We start from the raw sequence: 15,821 nt of genomic DNA, 5'->3' as shown, positions 1-15,821 counted from the left end.
CCCGCCAAAGCGGGGCTTGACTCAAAGCCCGAAGGCTTTGGCGGCAGAGCCGAAGAAGAATTACTTCTTCTTCTTGCCCTTGGCAGGTTCGGCAGCAGCCACGGGTGCGGCGATGACTTCTTCGACCGGCTCGACCACGGTGGCGACCAGCGGGTTCTTGAAGCCATGGGTGCGCACGGTGATGTGCTTGTCCAGGACCAGGTCGTTGACGTGGATGACTTGACCCTTGACCGCGTTGGCCAGGTCAACCGTCAGGAACTCAGGCAGCTGCTCAGCCAGGCACTCGATGTCCAGTTCGGTCACGGCGTGGTTGATGATGCACTTGTCGACCTTGACAGCCGTCGATTGCTCTGCATTGATGAAGTGCAGAGGAACCTTCTTGTGGATCTTGGTGGTGGCGTCGATGCGTTGGAAGTCGACGTGCAGAACCAGTTGCTTGAACGGGTGCTTCTGGTAGTCGCGCAGCAGGACCTTTTCAACCTTGCCATTCAGTTCCATCTCGAGGATGGACGAGTGGAAGGCTTCCTTGCGCATGGCGTGGTACAGCGCGTTGTGGTCCAGCTCAATGTTCTTGGGCTCTTGGCCAGCACCGTAAACGATGCCAGGCGTCTTGCCGGAATTGCGCAGGCGGCGGCTCGCTCCGGTCCCCTGCAGATTGCGCTCAAAGGCGGTGAATTTCATGGAATGCTCCAAGTGGATGCAGCGCCCGCGACCAGGCGCTGTGAAAAGACCGAACCTGTGACGGCCCGGTCAGGAAAATCGGATCAGAAGTTGGCGTTCTGTTCCGAGAAAAGGGACGTGACCGAGTCGCCGTCGGTGATGCGACGGATGGTCTCGGCGAACAGGAAGGCGGTCGAGAGCTGGCGGATCTTGGCCGTGCTCTTGGCGGCTTCGTTCAGCGGGATGGTGTTGGTGATCACGACTTCGTCGAGGGCCGAAGCCTTGATGCGCTCGATGGCGGGGCCCGAGAACACGGCGTGAGTGCAGTAGGCGTACACGCTCTTGGCGCCGCGCTCCTTCAGCACTTCGGCCGCCTTCACCAGGGTGCCGGCGGTGTCGATCATGTCATCCATGATCACGCAGTTGCGGCCTTCGATCTCACCGATGATGTTCATCACCTCGGACACGTTGGCCTTGGGGCGACGCTTGTCGATGATGGCCAGATCGCAACCCAGTTGCTTGGCCAGTGCACGGGCGCGCACCACGCCACCGACGTCGGGCGAGACCACCACGAGGTCTTCGTACTTCTTGGCTTGCAGGTCGGACAGCAGCACGGGCGACGCGTAGATGTTGTCGACCGGGATGTTGAAGAAGCCCTGGATCTGGTCAGCGTGCAGGTCCATGGTCAGGACGCGGTTGACGCCGACGGTTTCGAGCAGATCGGCCACGACGCGGGCCGAGATGGGCACGCGGGTGGAGCGCGGGCGGCGATCCTGGCGGGCGTAACCGAAGTAGGGGATGACGGCCGTGATGCGTTGGGCGGAAGCGCGCTTGAGCGCGTCGACCATGACCAGCAGCTCCATCAGATTGTCGTTGGTGGGGGCGCAGGTGGACTGCAGCACGAACACTTCGCGGCCGCGCACGTTCTGCTGGATCTCGACGGTGGTCTCGCCATCGGAGAAACGTCCGACCGCAGCCTTGCCCAAGGTGATGCCGAGGTTGGTGGCGATTTCCTGAGCGAGCGCCGGGTTGGCGTTGCCGGTGAACAGAACGGTATCGGAGATCATGATGGGCCGACCTTGGGGTCTTGTGCTGATAAAAAAAGCACTTGCCCAGCACCTTGCCCTCAGGAGATCCTGATGCGGTGATCAGGACAAACAGCCTTCGCGGAAGGTGTAGGGCAGGTGTGTGATTCGGTGATGGTGCCGAATTTTAAAAAATTTGGCAGGGGAGGAAGGACTCGAACCCTCGCATGTCGGAATCAAAATCCGATGCCTTAACCAACTTGGCGACTCCCCTACACAGGTCTCAAAACTGCGCCGACTTGCGTCTTTGCTGCCTTGCTACCTAGTAGTCTGTACTCTTGTTCAGAGCCTTCTATTCTAGATCAGTTTTTGCATGCTTTGCAAGTCTGTTGCTCATTTGCATCATGCTTTCGATGCCATCAATCAACAATCTGATCGAGCATCTTGAGCAGTGGGTGCTGAGGCAGACCGCGGCATACGCGACCAATCCACAATGCATCATTCAGGCCCAGATCGCTTGGCTGGATGGAGGTGAGGAGGCCAATCTGTTCGGGGGGAATCCACGAAAAAACTGTGCTGCCTGAGCCTGTCATCCGGCTGTTGCCGAACCGGTTCTGCATGATTTCAAGCGCCAGGCCAATGTCGTTACCGGATTCGCTGCTGGCTTGGTAAGCCACCGCGGCATCCTGCAAGTCGTTTTGACCGAAGCGCTTGGGCGCTGCAAGAAAGTCTGTAACTATAGCAGGCTTTGTGTCGCGTTTCAACGCATCGCTGCCAAAAATCGCTGCTGTGGGCACGGCGATGGCAGGTTTGAGCAACATCAACGGGGTCTGCAGCACCTCGTCGGGCAGGGCCAGAGGGGTGATCTGCTCACCAATGCCTTCGACCCAAGCGTTGTGGCCGCGCACGAAAAACGGCACATCGGCGCCCAGGCGCAAGGCCAGGGCCAGCAGGCGGCTGCGCGGCCAGTGCAGGCCCCACAGTTGGTTGAGCGCCAGCAGCACCGTGGCGGCGTCGGAGCTGCCGCCGCCCAGGCCTGCACCCCAGGGCACGTTTTTTTCGATGCGGATGTCGCAGCCCTGTGTGGTGCGGCTTTCGGCCTGCAGCAGGCGGGCGGCTTTCAGGCACAGGTCATCGGCGGGCAGGGCCACGGTCAGGTCGTGACGGCGGATCTGGCCATCGGCGCGGGTGTCGATGTGCAGGGCGTCTTGCCAGTCGATGAGCATGAACACCGACTGCAGCAGGTGGTAGCCATCAGGCCTGCGCCCGGTGATGTGCAGGAAGAGGTTGATCTTGGCCGGGGCGGGCAGGTCGTACAGGCTGGGCATGGCAGAAAAGCGGGGCAGGGGTCAGCGGTCGAGGTAGACCTTGATGACGATGGCGCGTTGTTGTTCGCTCGCGCTGCGCGTGGCCAGGATGCGTTGCTCGGTGAGTTCGCGCGCGTCAATGCGCCAGCCGGCCTGTTCGAAGACGCCGGCTTGATCGGTGAGCGTGCTGGCTTGTGTGGGGTCGGGTTGACCTTGCATCCAGTGCACCAGACTGCGCAGGGGCAGGGCCTCGCCCAGTGTCTGGCGGCTGAGTTCGTCCAGGTCGGCGTAGGTCTGGCGTCCGTCCTGGTTCACGAGCCAGGCTTCATTGGCGTGCCAGCCCACCTGCGCCATGAGGGTGCCCAGGGGGGTCATCAGGTCGAGCAGCCCCTGTTCGGTGTGGCCACTGAAGAAAAAGCCCAGGCTCAGGCCTTTGGCGGGCAGTGTCTGCCACGCGAGCAGCTTGATGCTGAGTTGCCCTTGCAGCGCCAGGCGAGGCGGGGTCTCGGTGGCGTCGGAGGATGCGGTGCCGGGGGCTTGGGCGGGCGGGTGAGGCACGGCGGCGAGGTGGCTGCACGCACTCAGGGCGCAGGCCAGCATCAGCACACTCAGGCGCTGAGGCCAGGCCCCGAGGCGACGCACGGTGTGCATGCGGGTCACGGCTTCACGTTCAGGCGTTGCAAGACCTGCTGCAGCGTTTCGTTGTCGCGGTCAAGTTGCAGGCCTTGGCGCCAGATCTCGCGGGCACGCTCGGTCTGGCCTTGTTGCCACAAGACCTCACCCAGGTGGGCGGCGATTTCGGCGTCGGGGCGGGCTGACCAAGCCTGGTTCAGCAGGCGCAGAGCTTCGTCGATGCGGCCGAGGCGGAACTCCAGCCAGCCCAGGCTGTCGGTGATGAAGGGGTCGCCGGGGCGCAGGCTCAGGGCGCGTTCGATCAGGGTGCGCGCTTCGTCCAGGCGGATGCCACGGTCAGCCAGGGTGTAGCCCAGGGCGTTGTAGGCATTGGGGCTGTCGGGGGCCAGGTTGATGACGGTCTTGAGCAGGCGCTCCATCTCTTCGAAGTAGCGCAGGCGCTCGGCCATCATGGCGCGGTCGTAGAGCAGGTCGGATTCGTCCGGGAAGCGCTGCGTGGCTTCGCGCAGGACCTCGTAGGCCTCCTGCCATTGGCGCGCGTCCCGCAGGATCTGCGCTTCGGCCTGGAACTTCAGGACCGCATCGCGTGGCTCGCCTTCGGGAATGCCTCGGATGATGGCGCGCGCTTCCGGGATCCGGCCTTGGCGAATGAGGAGGCGGGCCCGCTGGCTCTGGGTCAAGAGCTTTTCGTGGCGTGGGTCGGCCCGCTGCATCCAGTCCAGGGCTTCTTGGGTCTTGCCACGCAGATCGGCCGCCTGGGCCATCAGCAGGTAAGCCTGCTCCAGATCCGGGCTCAGGGTGGCGCCGGGCTTGGTGCCCTCGGTAGGCGGCGTCTCGGGCGTGCGTCCTTGCGGGTGCTCGGCCAGCGCGAGCACGGGTTGCAAAGCGGCTTCGGCCTGGTCAGGCTTCTTGAGCTCCAGCCGGATGGCGGCCAGCAGCAGCCAGTGACCCATTTGATCGGGTTGGGCGCGTACCAGCGTTTCGAGCTGCGGCTCGGCTTCGCTGTACCGTTGCAGCAAGGTCAATTGGCGGGCGTAGGCCAGGCGCACCACGGGGGAGGCGTCGGGGCGCTGCAATTGCTGGCGCACGATCGCTTCGGTTTCCGGTGCTTGCTTCATCAGGTCAATGGCCAGCAGGCCGGCCACCGGCAGGCCTGGCTTGAGGGCGATGGCGCGTTGGAGGCCTTCGCGTGCCTTGTCCAGGTTGGCGGCGCGCAGCCAGCCTTCGCTGCTGGCGGCCCAGGCGTCGGCCTGCTCCAGGGGGCGGGTGCGCCAGGGGGCAGTGGCCTCGTCGATGATGCGGGCGGTGAGGGGCTTGTCGGTGAGGCGGCTGAGGCTGCGGGGCAGGCTGGCCATCACCTGTGGCTGCTGTGGTGCGGGTGTCAGCTGAATGAGCTTGCGCAGCGAGTCAGCGAGCTCGTTGGTGCGCCCCAGGGCGATCATGATCTGGCTGGTGAACTCGGCGGCCTGACGGGACTGGGGCAGCGCCTGTCGCCAGGCTTTGGCGGCGGTCAGCGCTTGTTCGCCGGCGCGGGCTCGCAGGGCGATCTCGACCGAGCGCTGGAACAGCTGGCCGTCCTTGTGGCGTCGTGCCGCGTCAAGGTAGAGCTGGTAGGCCGAGCCGGCGTCGCCCGCATTGGCCTGGATCTCGGCAATGAGCACCTGGTAGAACAGCGGCGCGTTCATGCCGGAGTTGTGCACGGGCGGCTTGGCGGCAGGGGCGCTGGCCGCGGGTGTGGCGCTGCGTGGTACCGGCTTGTCGGGCGAGGCCCAGGCGCTGTGGCACAGCAAGGCCAGGGCCAGCAGGCTGGTTCGCAAGGCGGGCATCGCAGGTGTGAACGCGGGCGTGTGTGCAGGCATGGAGTCTCCAACTGATGTGGCCATTCTATTGATGCGCGCAGGGGTGTGCGGGGCGCCAGATAATCCGGTCATGCCTGAACTGCCCGAAGTTGAAGTCACCCGCCTGAGTTTTGCCGATCGCATCGAGGGTGCGGAGGTGCTGGCGGTGCACACCGGCAAGCCCTTGCGCTGGCCCCTTGGGCTGGATGGCGATGACCTGGTGGGGTGGCGGGTGGGCACGGTGCAGCGCCGGGGCAAGTACCTGTGGCTGCCTTTGAGTGCCGCGGATGGGCACAGTGGCGGCTTGCTGATGCACCTGGGCATGTCAGGCTCGTTGTCGTTTGCCGGCCGCGCCGGTGAGCCGGGTCCACACGATCACTTTGACCTGGTGACCTCGCGCGGGGTGCTGCGTCTGCACGATCCGCGGCGCTTTGGTGCCGTGGTCTGGGGCCCCTCGCAGACCACAGGCATGCCGGGCAAGCTGCTGGCCGGCCTGGGGCTGGAGCCGTTTGATGATGCGCTGGATGGACGCTATGTGCATGACCGGCTCCAGGGGCGCAAGGTGTCCATCAAGCAGGCGCTGCTGGCGGGCGACATCGTGGTGGGGGCGGGCAACATCTACGCGTGTGAGGCCTTGTTTCGGGCCGGGATCGATCCGAGGCTGGCGGCCGGCAAGCTGAGCCGCCCGCGCTGCGAGCGTTTGGTGCGCGAGGTGCAAGGGGTGCTCAAGCAGGCCATGGCTTTGGGTGGCTCCAGCTTGAAGGACTTCAAGGACGCGCACGGCAGCCAGGGCCATTTTCAGCTGGCGACCGCGGTGTACGGCCGCGAAGGCGAGCCGTGCCGGGTGTGCAGCACGCCGATCCGGCGGGTGGTACAGGGCCAGCGCTCGACTTTTTTCTGCCCGAATTGTCAGAAAAGGTGACAGACGTGATGGGTTTGTCGGGCAGCGCTGCATTTTTTGCACTGAGCTGGGGAATGGCCCTTGTTACAGCATGACCGCCTTGCGCTAGGATCAGCGCCATGATGCCGACCTTTGCCAGCCACCTGGACGCCCTGGGCCAGTGGCGTGCCGACACCGACGCCCGACTGGCGGCGTTGGCCCGCTTTGCCCGTGAACACGATCTGCTGGACGATGCGTCGGCCGAGTGGTTTGAAGCCATGCGCCACCGTCTGTCGGGCGAAAAGCTCATGGTGGCGTTCGTGGCCGAGTTCTCGCGCGGCAAATCCGAGCTGATCAACGCGATCTTCTTCTCGGACAAGGGCCGGCGCATGATGCCCGCTTCGGCTGGCCGCACCACGATGTGTCCGGTGGAGCTGGGCTATGACGCCGAAGACCCGGTGGGCCTGTCGCTGCTGCCCATCGAGACTCGGCTGGAGGCTGCGTCGCTGGCCGAGTACCGCCGCCAGAACACCGCCTGGACCTGGGTTGACTTGGACTTGTCCGACCCGGACGGCATGGCCGCCGCCTTGGGCGAGGTGATGCGCACCCGCCTGGTGACACAGGACGAGGCCGCGCGACTGGGGTTCTGGGACGAGCAACGCCCCGAAGACAACCCGCCGTTGCAGGCCGATGGCCGCATTGAGGTGCCGGTGTGGCGTCATGCGCGCATCAACTTGCCGCATCCGCTGCTCAAGCGTGGCCTGGTGGTGCTGGACACGCCGGGTTTGAATGCGATTGGCACCGAGCCGGAGCTGACCCTGGGGCTGCTGCCGCAGGCTCACGCGACGGTCTTCATTCTGGGCGCCGACACGGGCGTGACCAAGTCCGATCTGGCCATCTGGCGCGATCACCTCTGTGGTCCGGCCTTGGCGCGTTACGTGGCGCTCAACAAGATCGACTCGCTGGTTGATCCGCTGAGCTCGCCCGCCGAGGTGCAGCAGACCATCGTGCGCCAGTGCGAAAGCGTGGCGCAGACGCTGGAAATTCCGGCGAACCATGTGTTCCCGATCTCGGCTCGCCAGGCGCTGGCGGCCCGCTTGACGGGAGATGCAGCAGGCCTCTCGCAGAGCCGTCTGGAAGAGTTCGAGCAGGCGCTGTCGGAAGGGCTGCTGCCACGCCGGCGTGAGCATCTGGCCGAAGCGGCCTCGCAAGGGGCGGTGCAGTTTCAGCATCAGCTCACGCGCCGTTTTGGCGAGATGCGCCGCTTGTACGCCGACCAGTTGGCCGAGTTGCGCAGTCTGCGCGGCAAGAGCTCGGGCAAGGTGCAATTGATGCTGCAGCGTGTGCAGATGGAGGCCAACGAGTTCGAGCAGTGCACGGCCCGCTTGCAGGCGTTGCGCCTGGTGCACGCGCGCATGCTCAAAGAGGTGCTGCGTGATCTGTCGGCCGAGCGCCTGCGTCACGAGGTGGAAGCCTTGCAGCAGGTGCTGGGGGGCTCGTGGTTGCCGCTGGGGGCACGCAAGGCGTTCATTGAACTGTGCACGCGCCTGCGTGGCTTGGTGGAGTTGGCGCAAGAGCGCAGTGACGAGATCCATGCCATGCTGGTGGCGTCGTACGCCAAGCTCAACGCGGAGTTTGGCTTCAGCCTGGTCGCCGATGCACCGCTGGATGTGCGTCGCTACACCGAAGATCTGAGCCTGATTGAGCGCAACTATGTGCAGTATCTGGGGCTGAGCCAGGCGTTCCGTCTGGCCCAACCCGGTTTCCAGGAGCAGTTCCGTCGCATGCTGGTGTCGCGTTTGCGTGTGGTGTTCGAGACCGTGAGCAACGACATCGAGTTGTGGAGCAAGACCTCGTCGGCCCAGGTGGACAGCCAGTTGCGCGAACGTCGTCGCAACTTCAAGCGCCGCTATGAGTCGCTGGACCGCATTCAGTCGGCAGCCAGTGACCTGGACACGCGTTTGCAGGACGTGCAGGCGCAGGATGAGCGTGTGATGCAGCTCCAAAACCGCCTGAATGTGCTGGTGGACGAATTGTTGGTGCAGGCGCGTGACGACCGTTTTGGGATGCCGGATTCGGCCTTCGGGCGGTTTGACGGTGATCTGGCCCTGCCTGAGTCGCAGCATCGCGCCAACCTGCCCGCATGAGTTTGTCTGATCCCGACCTGCTGCTGCAGCGTGCGCAGCGGGTGAGCCCTGACCTGGCCGAGCGGCTGGTCGCCTGGCAGCATCAGGATGGCCGACACCACTTGCCGTGGCAGCGGGTGCGCGACCCGTACCGTGTGTGGCTGTCGGAGATCATGCTGCAGCAGACCCAGGTGACGACCGTGCTGGGGTACTTCGCGCGCTTTCTGGAGCGATTCCCGGATGTGCAGGCGCTGGCCGCCGCACCTTTGGATGATGTGCTGACCTTGTGGGCCGGCCTGGGCTACTACAGCCGGGCGCGCAATCTGCATCGTTGCGCACAGGATGTGGTGAACCTGCATGGCGGGCACTTTCCTGCCACCTGCGAGGCCCTGCAGACCTTGCCGGGCATCGGCCCTTCGACCGCCGCGGCCATTGCGTCCTTCTGTTTTGACGAGCGCGTGTCCATCATGGACGGCAATGTGAAGCGCGTGCTCAGCCGTGTGCTGGGTTGGGGCGAGGATCTGTCGGTGCGGGTGCACGAGAAGGCCTTGATCGCCGCCGCGCAGGTGGTGCTGCCGCTGCGCGCCGAGGTGATGCCGTCTTACACCCAGGGCCTGATGGACCTGGGCGCCACGGTGTGCACACCGCGCAAGCCCAGTTGCCTGATGTGTCCCTGGTCGGACCTGTGCGTGGCGCGCCAGGTGGGTGACCCGGAGCGTTACCCGGTCAAGAGCCGCAAGCTCAAGCGCAGTGAGCGTGAGAACTGGTGGCTGTGGCTGGTGTGGCGTGAGCAGGTGTGGCTGCAGCAGATGCCCGACAAAGGCGTGTGGGCGGGGCTGTGGACCTTGCCTTTGCTCGATGGCGACGAGGCGGTGTCCGCCTTGCTGGGCGAGCCGGTGAGCGCGCGTGTGGAGCGTCAGCCCCGCCTGAAGCATGTGCTGACGCACCTGGACTGGTGGCTGCACGCCCGCCGTGTGGTGCTGGACGATGCCGAGGCGACGCACCTGGAGCCGGCTTTGCGGGCCCAGGCGCCGGGTGGGCGATGGGTGCCGTTGGCGGACATGGCCAACTGGGGGCTACCGGCCCCGTTGCGGCGCCTGCTGGTGGGCTGAGGGCCACGCGGGCGGTGCCGCAGGTGCCCGTTCTGGTGGCCGATCAGCCCAGGGTGACGATCACCGGAGCGTGGTCGCTGGGGCGTTCATTCTTGCGCGGGGCCTTGTCGATGACGCAGGCGCTGACGCGCGGCTTGAGGGCCTCGCTCACCAGGATGTGGTCGATGCGCAGGCCCTGATTCTTGCGGAAAGCCAGGTTGCGGTAGTCCCACCAGCTCCAGGGCTTGGGCGGCTGCTCGAACAGGCGGAAGGCGTCGGTCAGGCCCAGTTGCACCAGTTTCTGGAAATGATCGCGCTCGGGCACTGTGCAGTGGATCTGGTCTTTCCAGGCCACCGGGTCGTACACGTCGGCATCGGTGGGGGCGATGTTGTAGTCGCCCATGATGACGAGATTGGGGTGGCGGGTGAGCTCGTCCTGAACCCACGCTTCCAGGGCGTTCAGCCAGTTCATCTTATAGACGAATTTGTCGCTGTCGGGGGCTTGGCCGTTGGGGAAGTAGCAGCCGATGACGCGCACGCTGCCGACCACCGGGTCGTTGACGGTGCCGGCGATGACGCGGGCCTGCTCGTCTTCAAAACCGGGGATGTTCTTGACGATGTCGATGCTGGCGCTGCGGGTCAGCAGGGCGACGCCGTTGTAGGTCTTCTGGCCGAACCATTGCGACTGGTAGCCCGCCGCTTCCAGGTCGGCGTGCGGGAACTTGTCGTCGGTCAGCTTGGTTTCCTGCAGCACCAGGGCATCGACCGGATTGGCGGCGAGCCAGTCCAGGAGTTGCGGTAGGCGAACAGAGAGGGAGTTGACGTTCCAGGTGGCGAGTTGCATGGAGGGGGCAGCTAGAGCGGGTCGATTCGGTGAGACGCTTGCGTGCGTCGGTGTAGCCGGGATTGTCGCCCTTGTGCGCCATTGTTGCAGCGGTCGGGGCAAGTGGGTCAACAGGTCGGCCATGAAAAAGGCCGACGCATGGTCGGCCTTCTGAGTGGGGCTTGGCGCGGTGCGCCGCGTCATCAAGCCTGTGACGCGGCCTTCAACGCCAGACGCTTGGTGCGTGCGCGGATGTTGAGGAACTCCACAGCCAGCGAGAAGGACATGGCGGCGTAGATGTAGCCCTTGGGCACGTGGGCGTCGAGCGCTTCGGCGGTCAGGGCCATACCGACCATCACCAGGAAGGCCAGGGCCAGCACCTTGACGGAGGGGTGGGCGTCCACGAAGTCGCCGATGGGTTTGGCGGCGAACAGCATCACGCCGACCGAGGTGACCACGGCAGCCACCATCACGCCGATCTGGTCGACCATGCCGACGGCGGTGATGACCGAGTCGAGCGAGAAGACGATGTCGATGACGGCGATCTGGGCGATGATGCCCCAGAACAGGCGGGCACCTGCGGCCTTGATGAGGGCTGGGTCGGTGTCGGGGGCGTGATCTTCTTCGCGGGCTTCGACTTCGACGAAGATTTCGTGCGAGGCCTTCCACAGCAGGAAGAGGCCACCGAACAGCAGCACCAGGTCACGACCGCTGATGCCGATGTTGAACACCGTGAACAGGTCGGCCTTGAGGCTCATGACCCAGCTCAGCGAGAACAGCAGCAGCAGGCGCGAGATCATGGCGAAGGCCAGGCCGAGGCGGCGAGCCTTGTCACGCACGTCGGCGGGTAGACGGCCGACCAGGATGGAGATGAAGATGATGTTGTCGACGCCGAGGACGATTTCCAGGGCGGTCAGCATCGCAAAAGCGATCCAGATGTTGGGGTCGAACAGGAATTCCATGAGGAGAGGTCTTGTGTTGTTGTCGAGAGTTCAAGGGCGCAACCACCCAAGAGCGAAACGATAACGCTTCGAGGTTGTCAGGTAAATGCGAATTTAAAGACCTGAATCTGCAGGAAAAACTGAATTTGGGGAAACTTACTTGCGTCGTTGGTACACGACGAAGTGGTAGGGCCAGCCCGCCTCGGCTGTGTGGGTTTCGCGGCTGACTTCGGTGAAGGCGGTGCGATCCCAGGCGGGGAAGAAGGTGTCGGCGTCGAAGTCGGCATCTACCTCGGTGAGGATGAGTTCGTCGGCCTGAGTCAGGGCCTGGGCATAGAGCTCGCCGCCGCCAATGACGAACACGCGCGCTTCGCCGGACACCAGGGCGCGGGCCCCGTCCAGGGTGTGGGCCACGTCCACCCCTTCGTGTTGCCATGCGGTGTTGCGGGTGATGACGATGTTGCGGCGCCCCGGTAACGGGCGGCCGATGGACTCGAAGGTCTTGCGGCCCATGATGACCGGACAGCCGAGGGTGGTGCGCTTGAAGAACTTGAGGTCTTCGGGCAGGCGCCACAGCAGGGCGTTGTCTTTGCCGATGGCGCCATTGCGGGCCACGGCGGCGATCAGGATGAGAGTGGAGGTGGACATGGTGACGGGAGAGGGGTGCGCTCGATCAGGAGCGAGAGTGTAGGGGCGGTCGAGCTCACTCCGACTCGGCGTTCACGGTGTTCAACTGGATGCCCGCATCAAAGCCTTTGTCAGTTCGGCCGCGGGCAGGTTGCGACAAGCGCTGGCGTTTTGACCGGCCCACAAGGGTGTGAAGTCGGTGTGGCCTTGGCTTTCGGCCTTGGCACGCAAAACGGTGATGGCCGCGGTGGCCAGCGGGAAGGCGGGCGCGGCCGGGCAGATGGGGCCCAGCTCTCGCATGATGCGGTTGACGATGCCGCGTGCCGGGCGGCCGGTGAACACGTTGGTGAGGGCGGTGACACGGGCCTGCTCGCTTTGGAGGGCGGCGCGGTGCAGGGCGCTGGTGGTGGCCTCGGGGCAGGTGAGGTAGGCGGTGCCGACTTGCACGCCCGCGGCGCCCAGCGTCATGGCCGCTGCCACACCATGGGCATCGGCGATGCCACCGGCTGCAATCACCGGGATGTTCACGGCCCGCACGATCTGGGGCAGCAGGGCAAAGGTGCCGACCTGGGTGTGGATGTCGTCGGTGAGGAACATGCCACGGTGCCCGCCGGCCTCCAGGCCTTGCGCAATGATGGCGTCCACCCCGTGGGCCTCCAGCCACAGGGCTTCGTCCACCGTGGTGGCCGATGACAGCACCTTAGCGCCCCAGCTGCGCACCCGTGCCAGCAGATCGGGTGCGGGCAGGCCAAAGTGAAAGCTCACGACGGGGGGCTTGAACGCCGACAGCAACTCGGCCATGTCTGCGCTGAAGGGCTGGCGACCAGGCCCCGATGGAATGGCCGCCGGATCGATGCCGAACTCGTGAAAGTAGGGCGCCAGTGCGGCGTGCCACGCGGCCTCACGTTTGGCGTCAGGGTTGGGTGGGGTGTGGCAGAAGAAGTTGACGTTGTAAGGCCGGCTGGTCTGGGCCTGGATGGCACTCAACTCCTGGCGCAGCACGTCGGGGGTGAGCATGGCGCAGGGCAGGGAGCCGAGTCCGCCAGCGTTGGAGACGGCCACGGCCAGCGCGCTGCCTTGGACACCCGCCATGGGGGCCTGGATGATGGGAAGGTCGATGCCAAGGAGGTGTTGCAGGCGCATGGTGAGGGCTCAGGTGGCGTGAAGCGTTGGCGCTGGCGGAGGGGCGTTGAGTGGCAGTGCGAGGTGCTCAGGCCAGCAGGAGCAGGCCCAGGCCGATGGCCGCAGGCAGCGCCTGGATGAACAGGATCTTGCGGTTGGCGGTGGCGGCACCAAAGACACCGGCCACGATCACGCAGCCCAGGAAGAACACCTTGATGTGGGTGCCGTCTGCGCCGAGCAGCAGGCCCCAGATCAGGCCGGCAGCCAGAAATCCGTTGTACAGGCCTTGATTGGCGGCAAGCACTTTGGTGGCCTTGGCTTGTTCCAGCTTCTGCCCAAAGGCCTTCAGCCCAGCCGGCTTGTCCCACAGGAACATTTCCAGCACGAGAAAGTAGATGTGCAACAGGGCAACCAAGGCGATGACGATGCTTGCAAGGAGGGCCATGCGGCGTTTCCGGTAAAGGGTGAATGGGTGAGGGTGCGTTCAGGCTTCGGGCTTGGTGGGCGCCTGAGAGGTGTTTGCTGTGCGTTGTTCGCTCAGGTTCCGGGCCTGGATCTCAAAGTGGTTGAGCCAGTAGGGATGTTTGCCTCTGATCAGCTGGATGAGGCTGGACGCCGGGTAGGCCAGAAAGAACACCACGCCCCATCGCTCGTACTGTCGCACATGTTCCTGCTCATGGGCGCGCAGTTGGCACAGCGTGCGTTCGCTGCCTCCCAGCACGACATGGCCCAGGGTGATGGCCCCCAGGTCGAGAGGCGGGTGTTTCTGGCCCGGCAGGGCGACCTCCAGCACCCCGGTGTGGAGGTGCGCCTTGCCCCCCAGGAGCAGGATGGGTCCTGCCAGCAACAGGCCCACGAGTGAGCATGGGGCCGCCCACGCGTACCGAAGAAGTGTTGAAAGATGACCGTGCAGACGCATGGGGACTCGTTGCTTTACGAGAGGCCTGAAAACCCGAGAAACCAATGGATGCCGAGGGCGAGTCCACCTGCTAATTGGAAGCGAAGCGGCCAGGTGACGGACCGCTTGCTTTGATCGTCGGGGGCCTTGAGCAGGGCAATCAGGCCGGCAATGAGCGTGACCAGGTACAGGCCGGACCAAGCAAACCATGCAACGCCAAGGCCCATGCAGCCGAAACTTTCACAGCGGATTCGGAAGTTGAGGACTGCCGCGACGACGGTGGCGGTCAAGAGCAGCCAGTACACGTAGCGCATGGTGTGATGAATGCGGTGGACCCGCTCAAATGTGCAGCCAACGCCACCAAAAGAGCTGACGTGGCTCTGCAGCCTGGTACAGGTCCTTCCAGTCTTCAGCGGACATCGTGATCTCCCTTGCGCAGGCTTGTGTTGCGCACTATAGGCGATCGTGCCTGCGCATGGCGCTGCCGGTCAAAGACGTGATCTGGGGATTTTGGGGTTAATGCAGTTTGGCCTCAAGCAGGCCGGATCACGACCGACGGCGCGCTGCGATGGTGAGGCCCATGACAGACCGCTTCGATGTTGTTGCCATCCGGGTCGAGCACAAAGGCAGCGTAGTAGCCCGGGTGATAGGCGCGTTCACCCGGTGGGCCATTGTCTTGCCCACCTGCTGCCAGCGCGGCCTGATAAAACGTCTGAACCGTGGCCCGATCAGGGGCTTGGAATGCCAGATGCACGCGAGAGACATACCCGGTGGCCGCATCCACGAACAACTCGTCGGCGTAGAAGAAATCAGGGCCTTCCTGCACGATGTCGGGCCAACCCAGTGCGGAGAACACCGCGCGGTAAAAGCGCTTGCTGGCCGTCAGGTCCGACACCCGCAAGTGCACGTGGTCGAACAGCCTGCCTCGGTGGAATTCCATGCTGCTTTCCTTGCGCCGTCGTCCCTGCGCAGTATTCATCATGTGGGTGCGGCTACAGATGAGAGATCACCAGAGCCGTGACGCGGTAGCTGGTTCTACAGTCGTGCTCACTCGGTGGCCTCACGCTTCGCGGCGCCTCGTCTGATCCGGAGATCGCCAACACGAGGCGATTCGAGCCTGAGCTCAACGCTTGATCCACCAGCGCGGTCACGTCGACGCTGAATGAGGCTCGCTGGCCGCCGCCATCAAACGAGGTGACGCCGGGTGCAATTTGCCCTGCGAGCCACGGTTGTGGAAATGAAAAAATGACGGGACCTGTTGGGAAGGCCTGATTCGGTGCCAACTCGGCGAACCCGGAAGAAGGCAGAGGGGTGTTGGCCGGCAAGCGGACCAAGCCTCCACCACCTGCCGTGAACGCCTCACAAAGAGAGTTGGGGCGAGTTGGCGGAAGGATGTGGGCGTTGACAGTCAAAGTGGCCTTGGTCACGAGGCCTTTGAGCGATGCCATGGGCTGCAGGTCGTAGGCGAACAGCGTTCGGTACAAGTCCTGACGAAAACCTTGGCAGGTTCCTGTCGGGTTCACCCACAGATGAAACCCCACCGCCCCTTCTCCGACAGCCTTGGGAGACTGCCCGGGCCGCAGGGCGTTCCACCAGGTTTGTGGTCTTGGCGGTCCGGACTGTGCGCCTGCGCTACAAGCGGGATCGGCGTCAATGACACCCCGCACCAGCGCGATGGATGCGGTTGATGGGTCAACGGTTTGGGTACGCGGCTGGATCGGACCGGGGCAACCCGCCAGCCCGATGGACAGGAGCACTGCGCTCAGCACCATAGCTTGTCTTGCTGCCATGCGAATCTCCCTGGAGGGTGAGGTTCGTTGATGGTCGATCGCTACCGCTTGAAAAGTCAA

General features: G+C 64.4%; 17 protein-coding genes and 1 tRNA gene. 3 read left to right on the top strand and 15 right to left on the bottom strand.

Translation table 11 applies throughout. The annotated features are described in order from the left end of the window. Positions 1-60: 60 nt before the first annotated feature. The 6 genes from AC3WW4_RS13080 to AC3WW4_RS13055 all read right to left on the bottom strand — a co-directional run bounded on the left by AC3WW4_RS13080 (position 61) and on the right by AC3WW4_RS13055 (position 5,484). Positions 61-681 carry a 50S ribosomal protein L25/general stress protein Ctc gene (locus AC3WW4_RS13080; protein WP_488828918.1) on the bottom strand — a complete coding sequence of 207 codons (621 nt, stop codon included), beginning with the start codon at positions 679-681 and terminating at the stop codon, positions 61-63. Between the two features lie 83 nt (positions 682-764). Then, entirely contained in the window at positions 765-1,727 is a 963-nt protein-coding gene (locus AC3WW4_RS13075) for a ribose-phosphate pyrophosphokinase (protein ID WP_488828917.1), read from the bottom strand. Positions 1,728-1,882: 155 nt separating this feature from the next. Continuing rightward, positions 1,883-1,959: transfer RNA gene (locus tag AC3WW4_RS13070), tRNA-Gln, on the bottom strand. Between the two features lie 145 nt (positions 1,960-2,104). Continuing rightward, entirely contained in the window at positions 2,105-3,013 is a 909-nt protein-coding gene (ispE, locus tag AC3WW4_RS13065; RefSeq protein ID WP_488828916.1) for a 4-(cytidine 5'-diphospho)-2-C-methyl-D-erythritol kinase, read from the bottom strand. Between the two features lie 21 nt (positions 3,014-3,034). Further along, on the bottom strand, positions 3,035-3,643 hold the full coding sequence (locus AC3WW4_RS13060) for an outer membrane lipoprotein LolB (protein ID WP_488829753.1): 609 nt from the start codon (positions 3,641-3,643) through the stop codon (positions 3,035-3,037). A gap of 5 nt (positions 3,644-3,648) precedes the next feature. Further along, on the bottom strand, positions 3,649-5,484 hold the full coding sequence (locus AC3WW4_RS13055; protein ID WP_488828915.1) for a tetratricopeptide repeat protein: 1,836 nt from the start codon (positions 5,482-5,484) through the stop codon (positions 3,649-3,651). A gap of 70 nt (positions 5,485-5,554) precedes the next feature. On the opposite strand from AC3WW4_RS13055, the gene mutM reads away from it, so the two are divergent. The 3 genes from mutM to mutY all read left to right on the top strand — a co-directional run bounded on the left by mutM (position 5,555) and on the right by mutY (position 9,581). Continuing rightward, on the top strand, positions 5,555-6,385 hold the full coding sequence (mutM, locus tag AC3WW4_RS13050) for a bifunctional DNA-formamidopyrimidine glycosylase/DNA-(apurinic or apyrimidinic site) lyase (protein ID WP_488828914.1): 831 nt from the start codon (positions 5,555-5,557) through the stop codon (positions 6,383-6,385). A gap of 98 nt (positions 6,386-6,483) precedes the next feature. Beyond that, a complete protein-coding gene (locus tag AC3WW4_RS13045) occupies positions 6,484-8,490 on the top strand; it encodes a dynamin family protein (RefSeq protein WP_488828913.1) in 2,007 nt (668 codons plus the stop codon). Then, the gene (mutY, locus tag AC3WW4_RS13040; RefSeq protein WP_488828912.1) at positions 8,487-9,581 is read left to right on the top strand and encodes an A/G-specific adenine glycosylase; all 1,095 of its coding nucleotides are present in this window, start codon (positions 8,487-8,489) and stop codon (positions 9,579-9,581) included. Before AC3WW4_RS13045 ends, mutY begins: the two co-directional genes overlap by 4 nt. Positions 9,582-9,624: 43 nt before the next feature. On the opposite strand, the gene xth is transcribed toward mutY, so the two are convergent. The 9 genes from xth to AC3WW4_RS12995 form a co-directional block, all read right to left on the bottom strand. Beyond that, positions 9,625-10,404 (bottom strand): exodeoxyribonuclease III, encoded by a 780-nt coding sequence (gene xth / locus AC3WW4_RS13035; protein WP_488828911.1) that lies wholly within the window; start codon positions 10,402-10,404, stop codon positions 9,625-9,627. Positions 10,405-10,586: 182 nt separating this feature from the next. Next, positions 10,587-11,345, bottom strand: a complete 759-nt coding sequence (locus AC3WW4_RS13030; RefSeq protein WP_488828910.1) for a TerC family protein — start codon at positions 11,343-11,345, stop codon at positions 10,587-10,589. Between the two features lie 135 nt (positions 11,346-11,480). After that, positions 11,481-11,972, bottom strand: coding sequence for a dihydrofolate reductase (locus tag AC3WW4_RS13025; protein ID WP_488828909.1), 492 nt, complete (start codon positions 11,970-11,972; stop codon positions 11,481-11,483). Between the two features lie 81 nt (positions 11,973-12,053). Then, entirely contained in the window at positions 12,054-13,094 is a 1,041-nt protein-coding gene (locus tag AC3WW4_RS13020) for an NAD(P)H-dependent flavin oxidoreductase (RefSeq protein ID WP_488828908.1), read from the bottom strand. A gap of 67 nt (positions 13,095-13,161) precedes the next feature. Continuing rightward, positions 13,162-13,518, bottom strand: a complete 357-nt coding sequence (locus AC3WW4_RS13015) for a DUF1304 domain-containing protein (RefSeq protein WP_488828907.1) — start codon at positions 13,516-13,518, stop codon at positions 13,162-13,164. Positions 13,519-13,557: 39 nt separating this feature from the next. Beyond that, a complete protein-coding gene (locus AC3WW4_RS13010; RefSeq protein ID WP_488828906.1) occupies positions 13,558-13,920 on the bottom strand; it encodes a hypothetical protein in 363 nt (120 codons plus the stop codon). An 86-nt stretch (positions 13,921-14,006) separates the two neighbouring features. After that, entirely contained in the window at positions 14,007-14,285 is a 279-nt protein-coding gene (locus AC3WW4_RS13005) for a hypothetical protein (RefSeq protein ID WP_488828905.1), read from the bottom strand. Positions 14,286-14,503: 218 nt separating this feature from the next. Beyond that, on the bottom strand, positions 14,504-14,911 hold the full coding sequence (locus AC3WW4_RS13000; protein WP_488828904.1) for a VOC family protein: 408 nt from the start codon (positions 14,909-14,911) through the stop codon (positions 14,504-14,506). 52 nt (positions 14,912-14,963) lie between these two features. Beyond that, positions 14,964-15,761 (bottom strand): hypothetical protein, encoded by a 798-nt coding sequence (locus AC3WW4_RS12995; protein ID WP_488828903.1) that lies wholly within the window; start codon positions 15,759-15,761, stop codon positions 14,964-14,966. Positions 15,762-15,821 lie beyond the last annotated feature (60 nt).

The organism is Aquabacterium sp. TM01, assembly GCF_057808345.1.
Note: the sequence above shows the minus strand (reverse complement) of the source record. Positions and strands in the feature narration are given on the sequence as shown.

Coding starts and splice junctions, on each gene's coding strand:
- AC3WW4_RS13055 (WP_488828915.1), bottom strand. CDS start 5,484: ATGCCTGCACACACGCCCGCGTTCACACCTGCGATGCCCGCCTTGCGA.
- AC3WW4_RS13025 (WP_488828909.1), bottom strand. CDS start 11,972: ATGTCCACCTCCACTCTCATCCTGATCGCCGCCGTGGCCCGCAATGGC.
- AC3WW4_RS13020 (WP_488828908.1), bottom strand. CDS start 13,094: ATGCGCCTGCAACACCTCCTTGGCATCGACCTTCCCATCATCCAGGCC.
- AC3WW4_RS13045 (WP_488828913.1), top strand. CDS start 6,484: ATGATGCCGACCTTTGCCAGCCACCTGGACGCCCTGGGCCAGTGGCGT.
- mutY (WP_488828912.1), top strand. CDS start 8,487: ATGAGTTTGTCTGATCCCGACCTGCTGCTGCAGCGTGCGCAGCGGGTG.
- AC3WW4_RS13005 (WP_488828905.1), bottom strand. CDS start 14,285: ATGCGCTACGTGTACTGGCTGCTCTTGACCGCCACCGTCGTCGCGGCA.
- AC3WW4_RS13060 (WP_488829753.1), bottom strand. CDS start 3,643: ATGCACACCGTGCGTCGCCTCGGGGCCTGGCCTCAGCGCCTGAGTGTG.
- ispE (WP_488828916.1), bottom strand. CDS start 3,013: ATGCCCAGCCTGTACGACCTGCCCGCCCCGGCCAAGATCAACCTCTTC.
- mutM (WP_488828914.1), top strand. CDS start 5,555: ATGCCTGAACTGCCCGAAGTTGAAGTCACCCGCCTGAGTTTTGCCGAT.
- AC3WW4_RS13000 (WP_488828904.1), bottom strand. CDS start 14,911: ATGGAATTCCACCGAGGCAGGCTGTTCGACCACGTGCACTTGCGGGTG.
- AC3WW4_RS13015 (WP_488828907.1), bottom strand. CDS start 13,518: ATGGCCCTCCTTGCAAGCATCGTCATCGCCTTGGTTGCCCTGTTGCAC.
- AC3WW4_RS12995 (WP_488828903.1), bottom strand. CDS start 15,761: ATGGCAGCAAGACAAGCTATGGTGCTGAGCGCAGTGCTCCTGTCCATC.
- xth (WP_488828911.1), bottom strand. CDS start 10,404: ATGCAACTCGCCACCTGGAACGTCAACTCCCTCTCTGTTCGCCTACCG.
- AC3WW4_RS13080 (WP_488828918.1), bottom strand. CDS start 681: ATGAAATTCACCGCCTTTGAGCGCAATCTGCAGGGGACCGGAGCGAGC.
- AC3WW4_RS13075 (WP_488828917.1), bottom strand. CDS start 1,727: ATGATCTCCGATACCGTTCTGTTCACCGGCAACGCCAACCCGGCGCTC.
- AC3WW4_RS13030 (WP_488828910.1), bottom strand. CDS start 11,345: ATGGAATTCCTGTTCGACCCCAACATCTGGATCGCTTTTGCGATGCTG.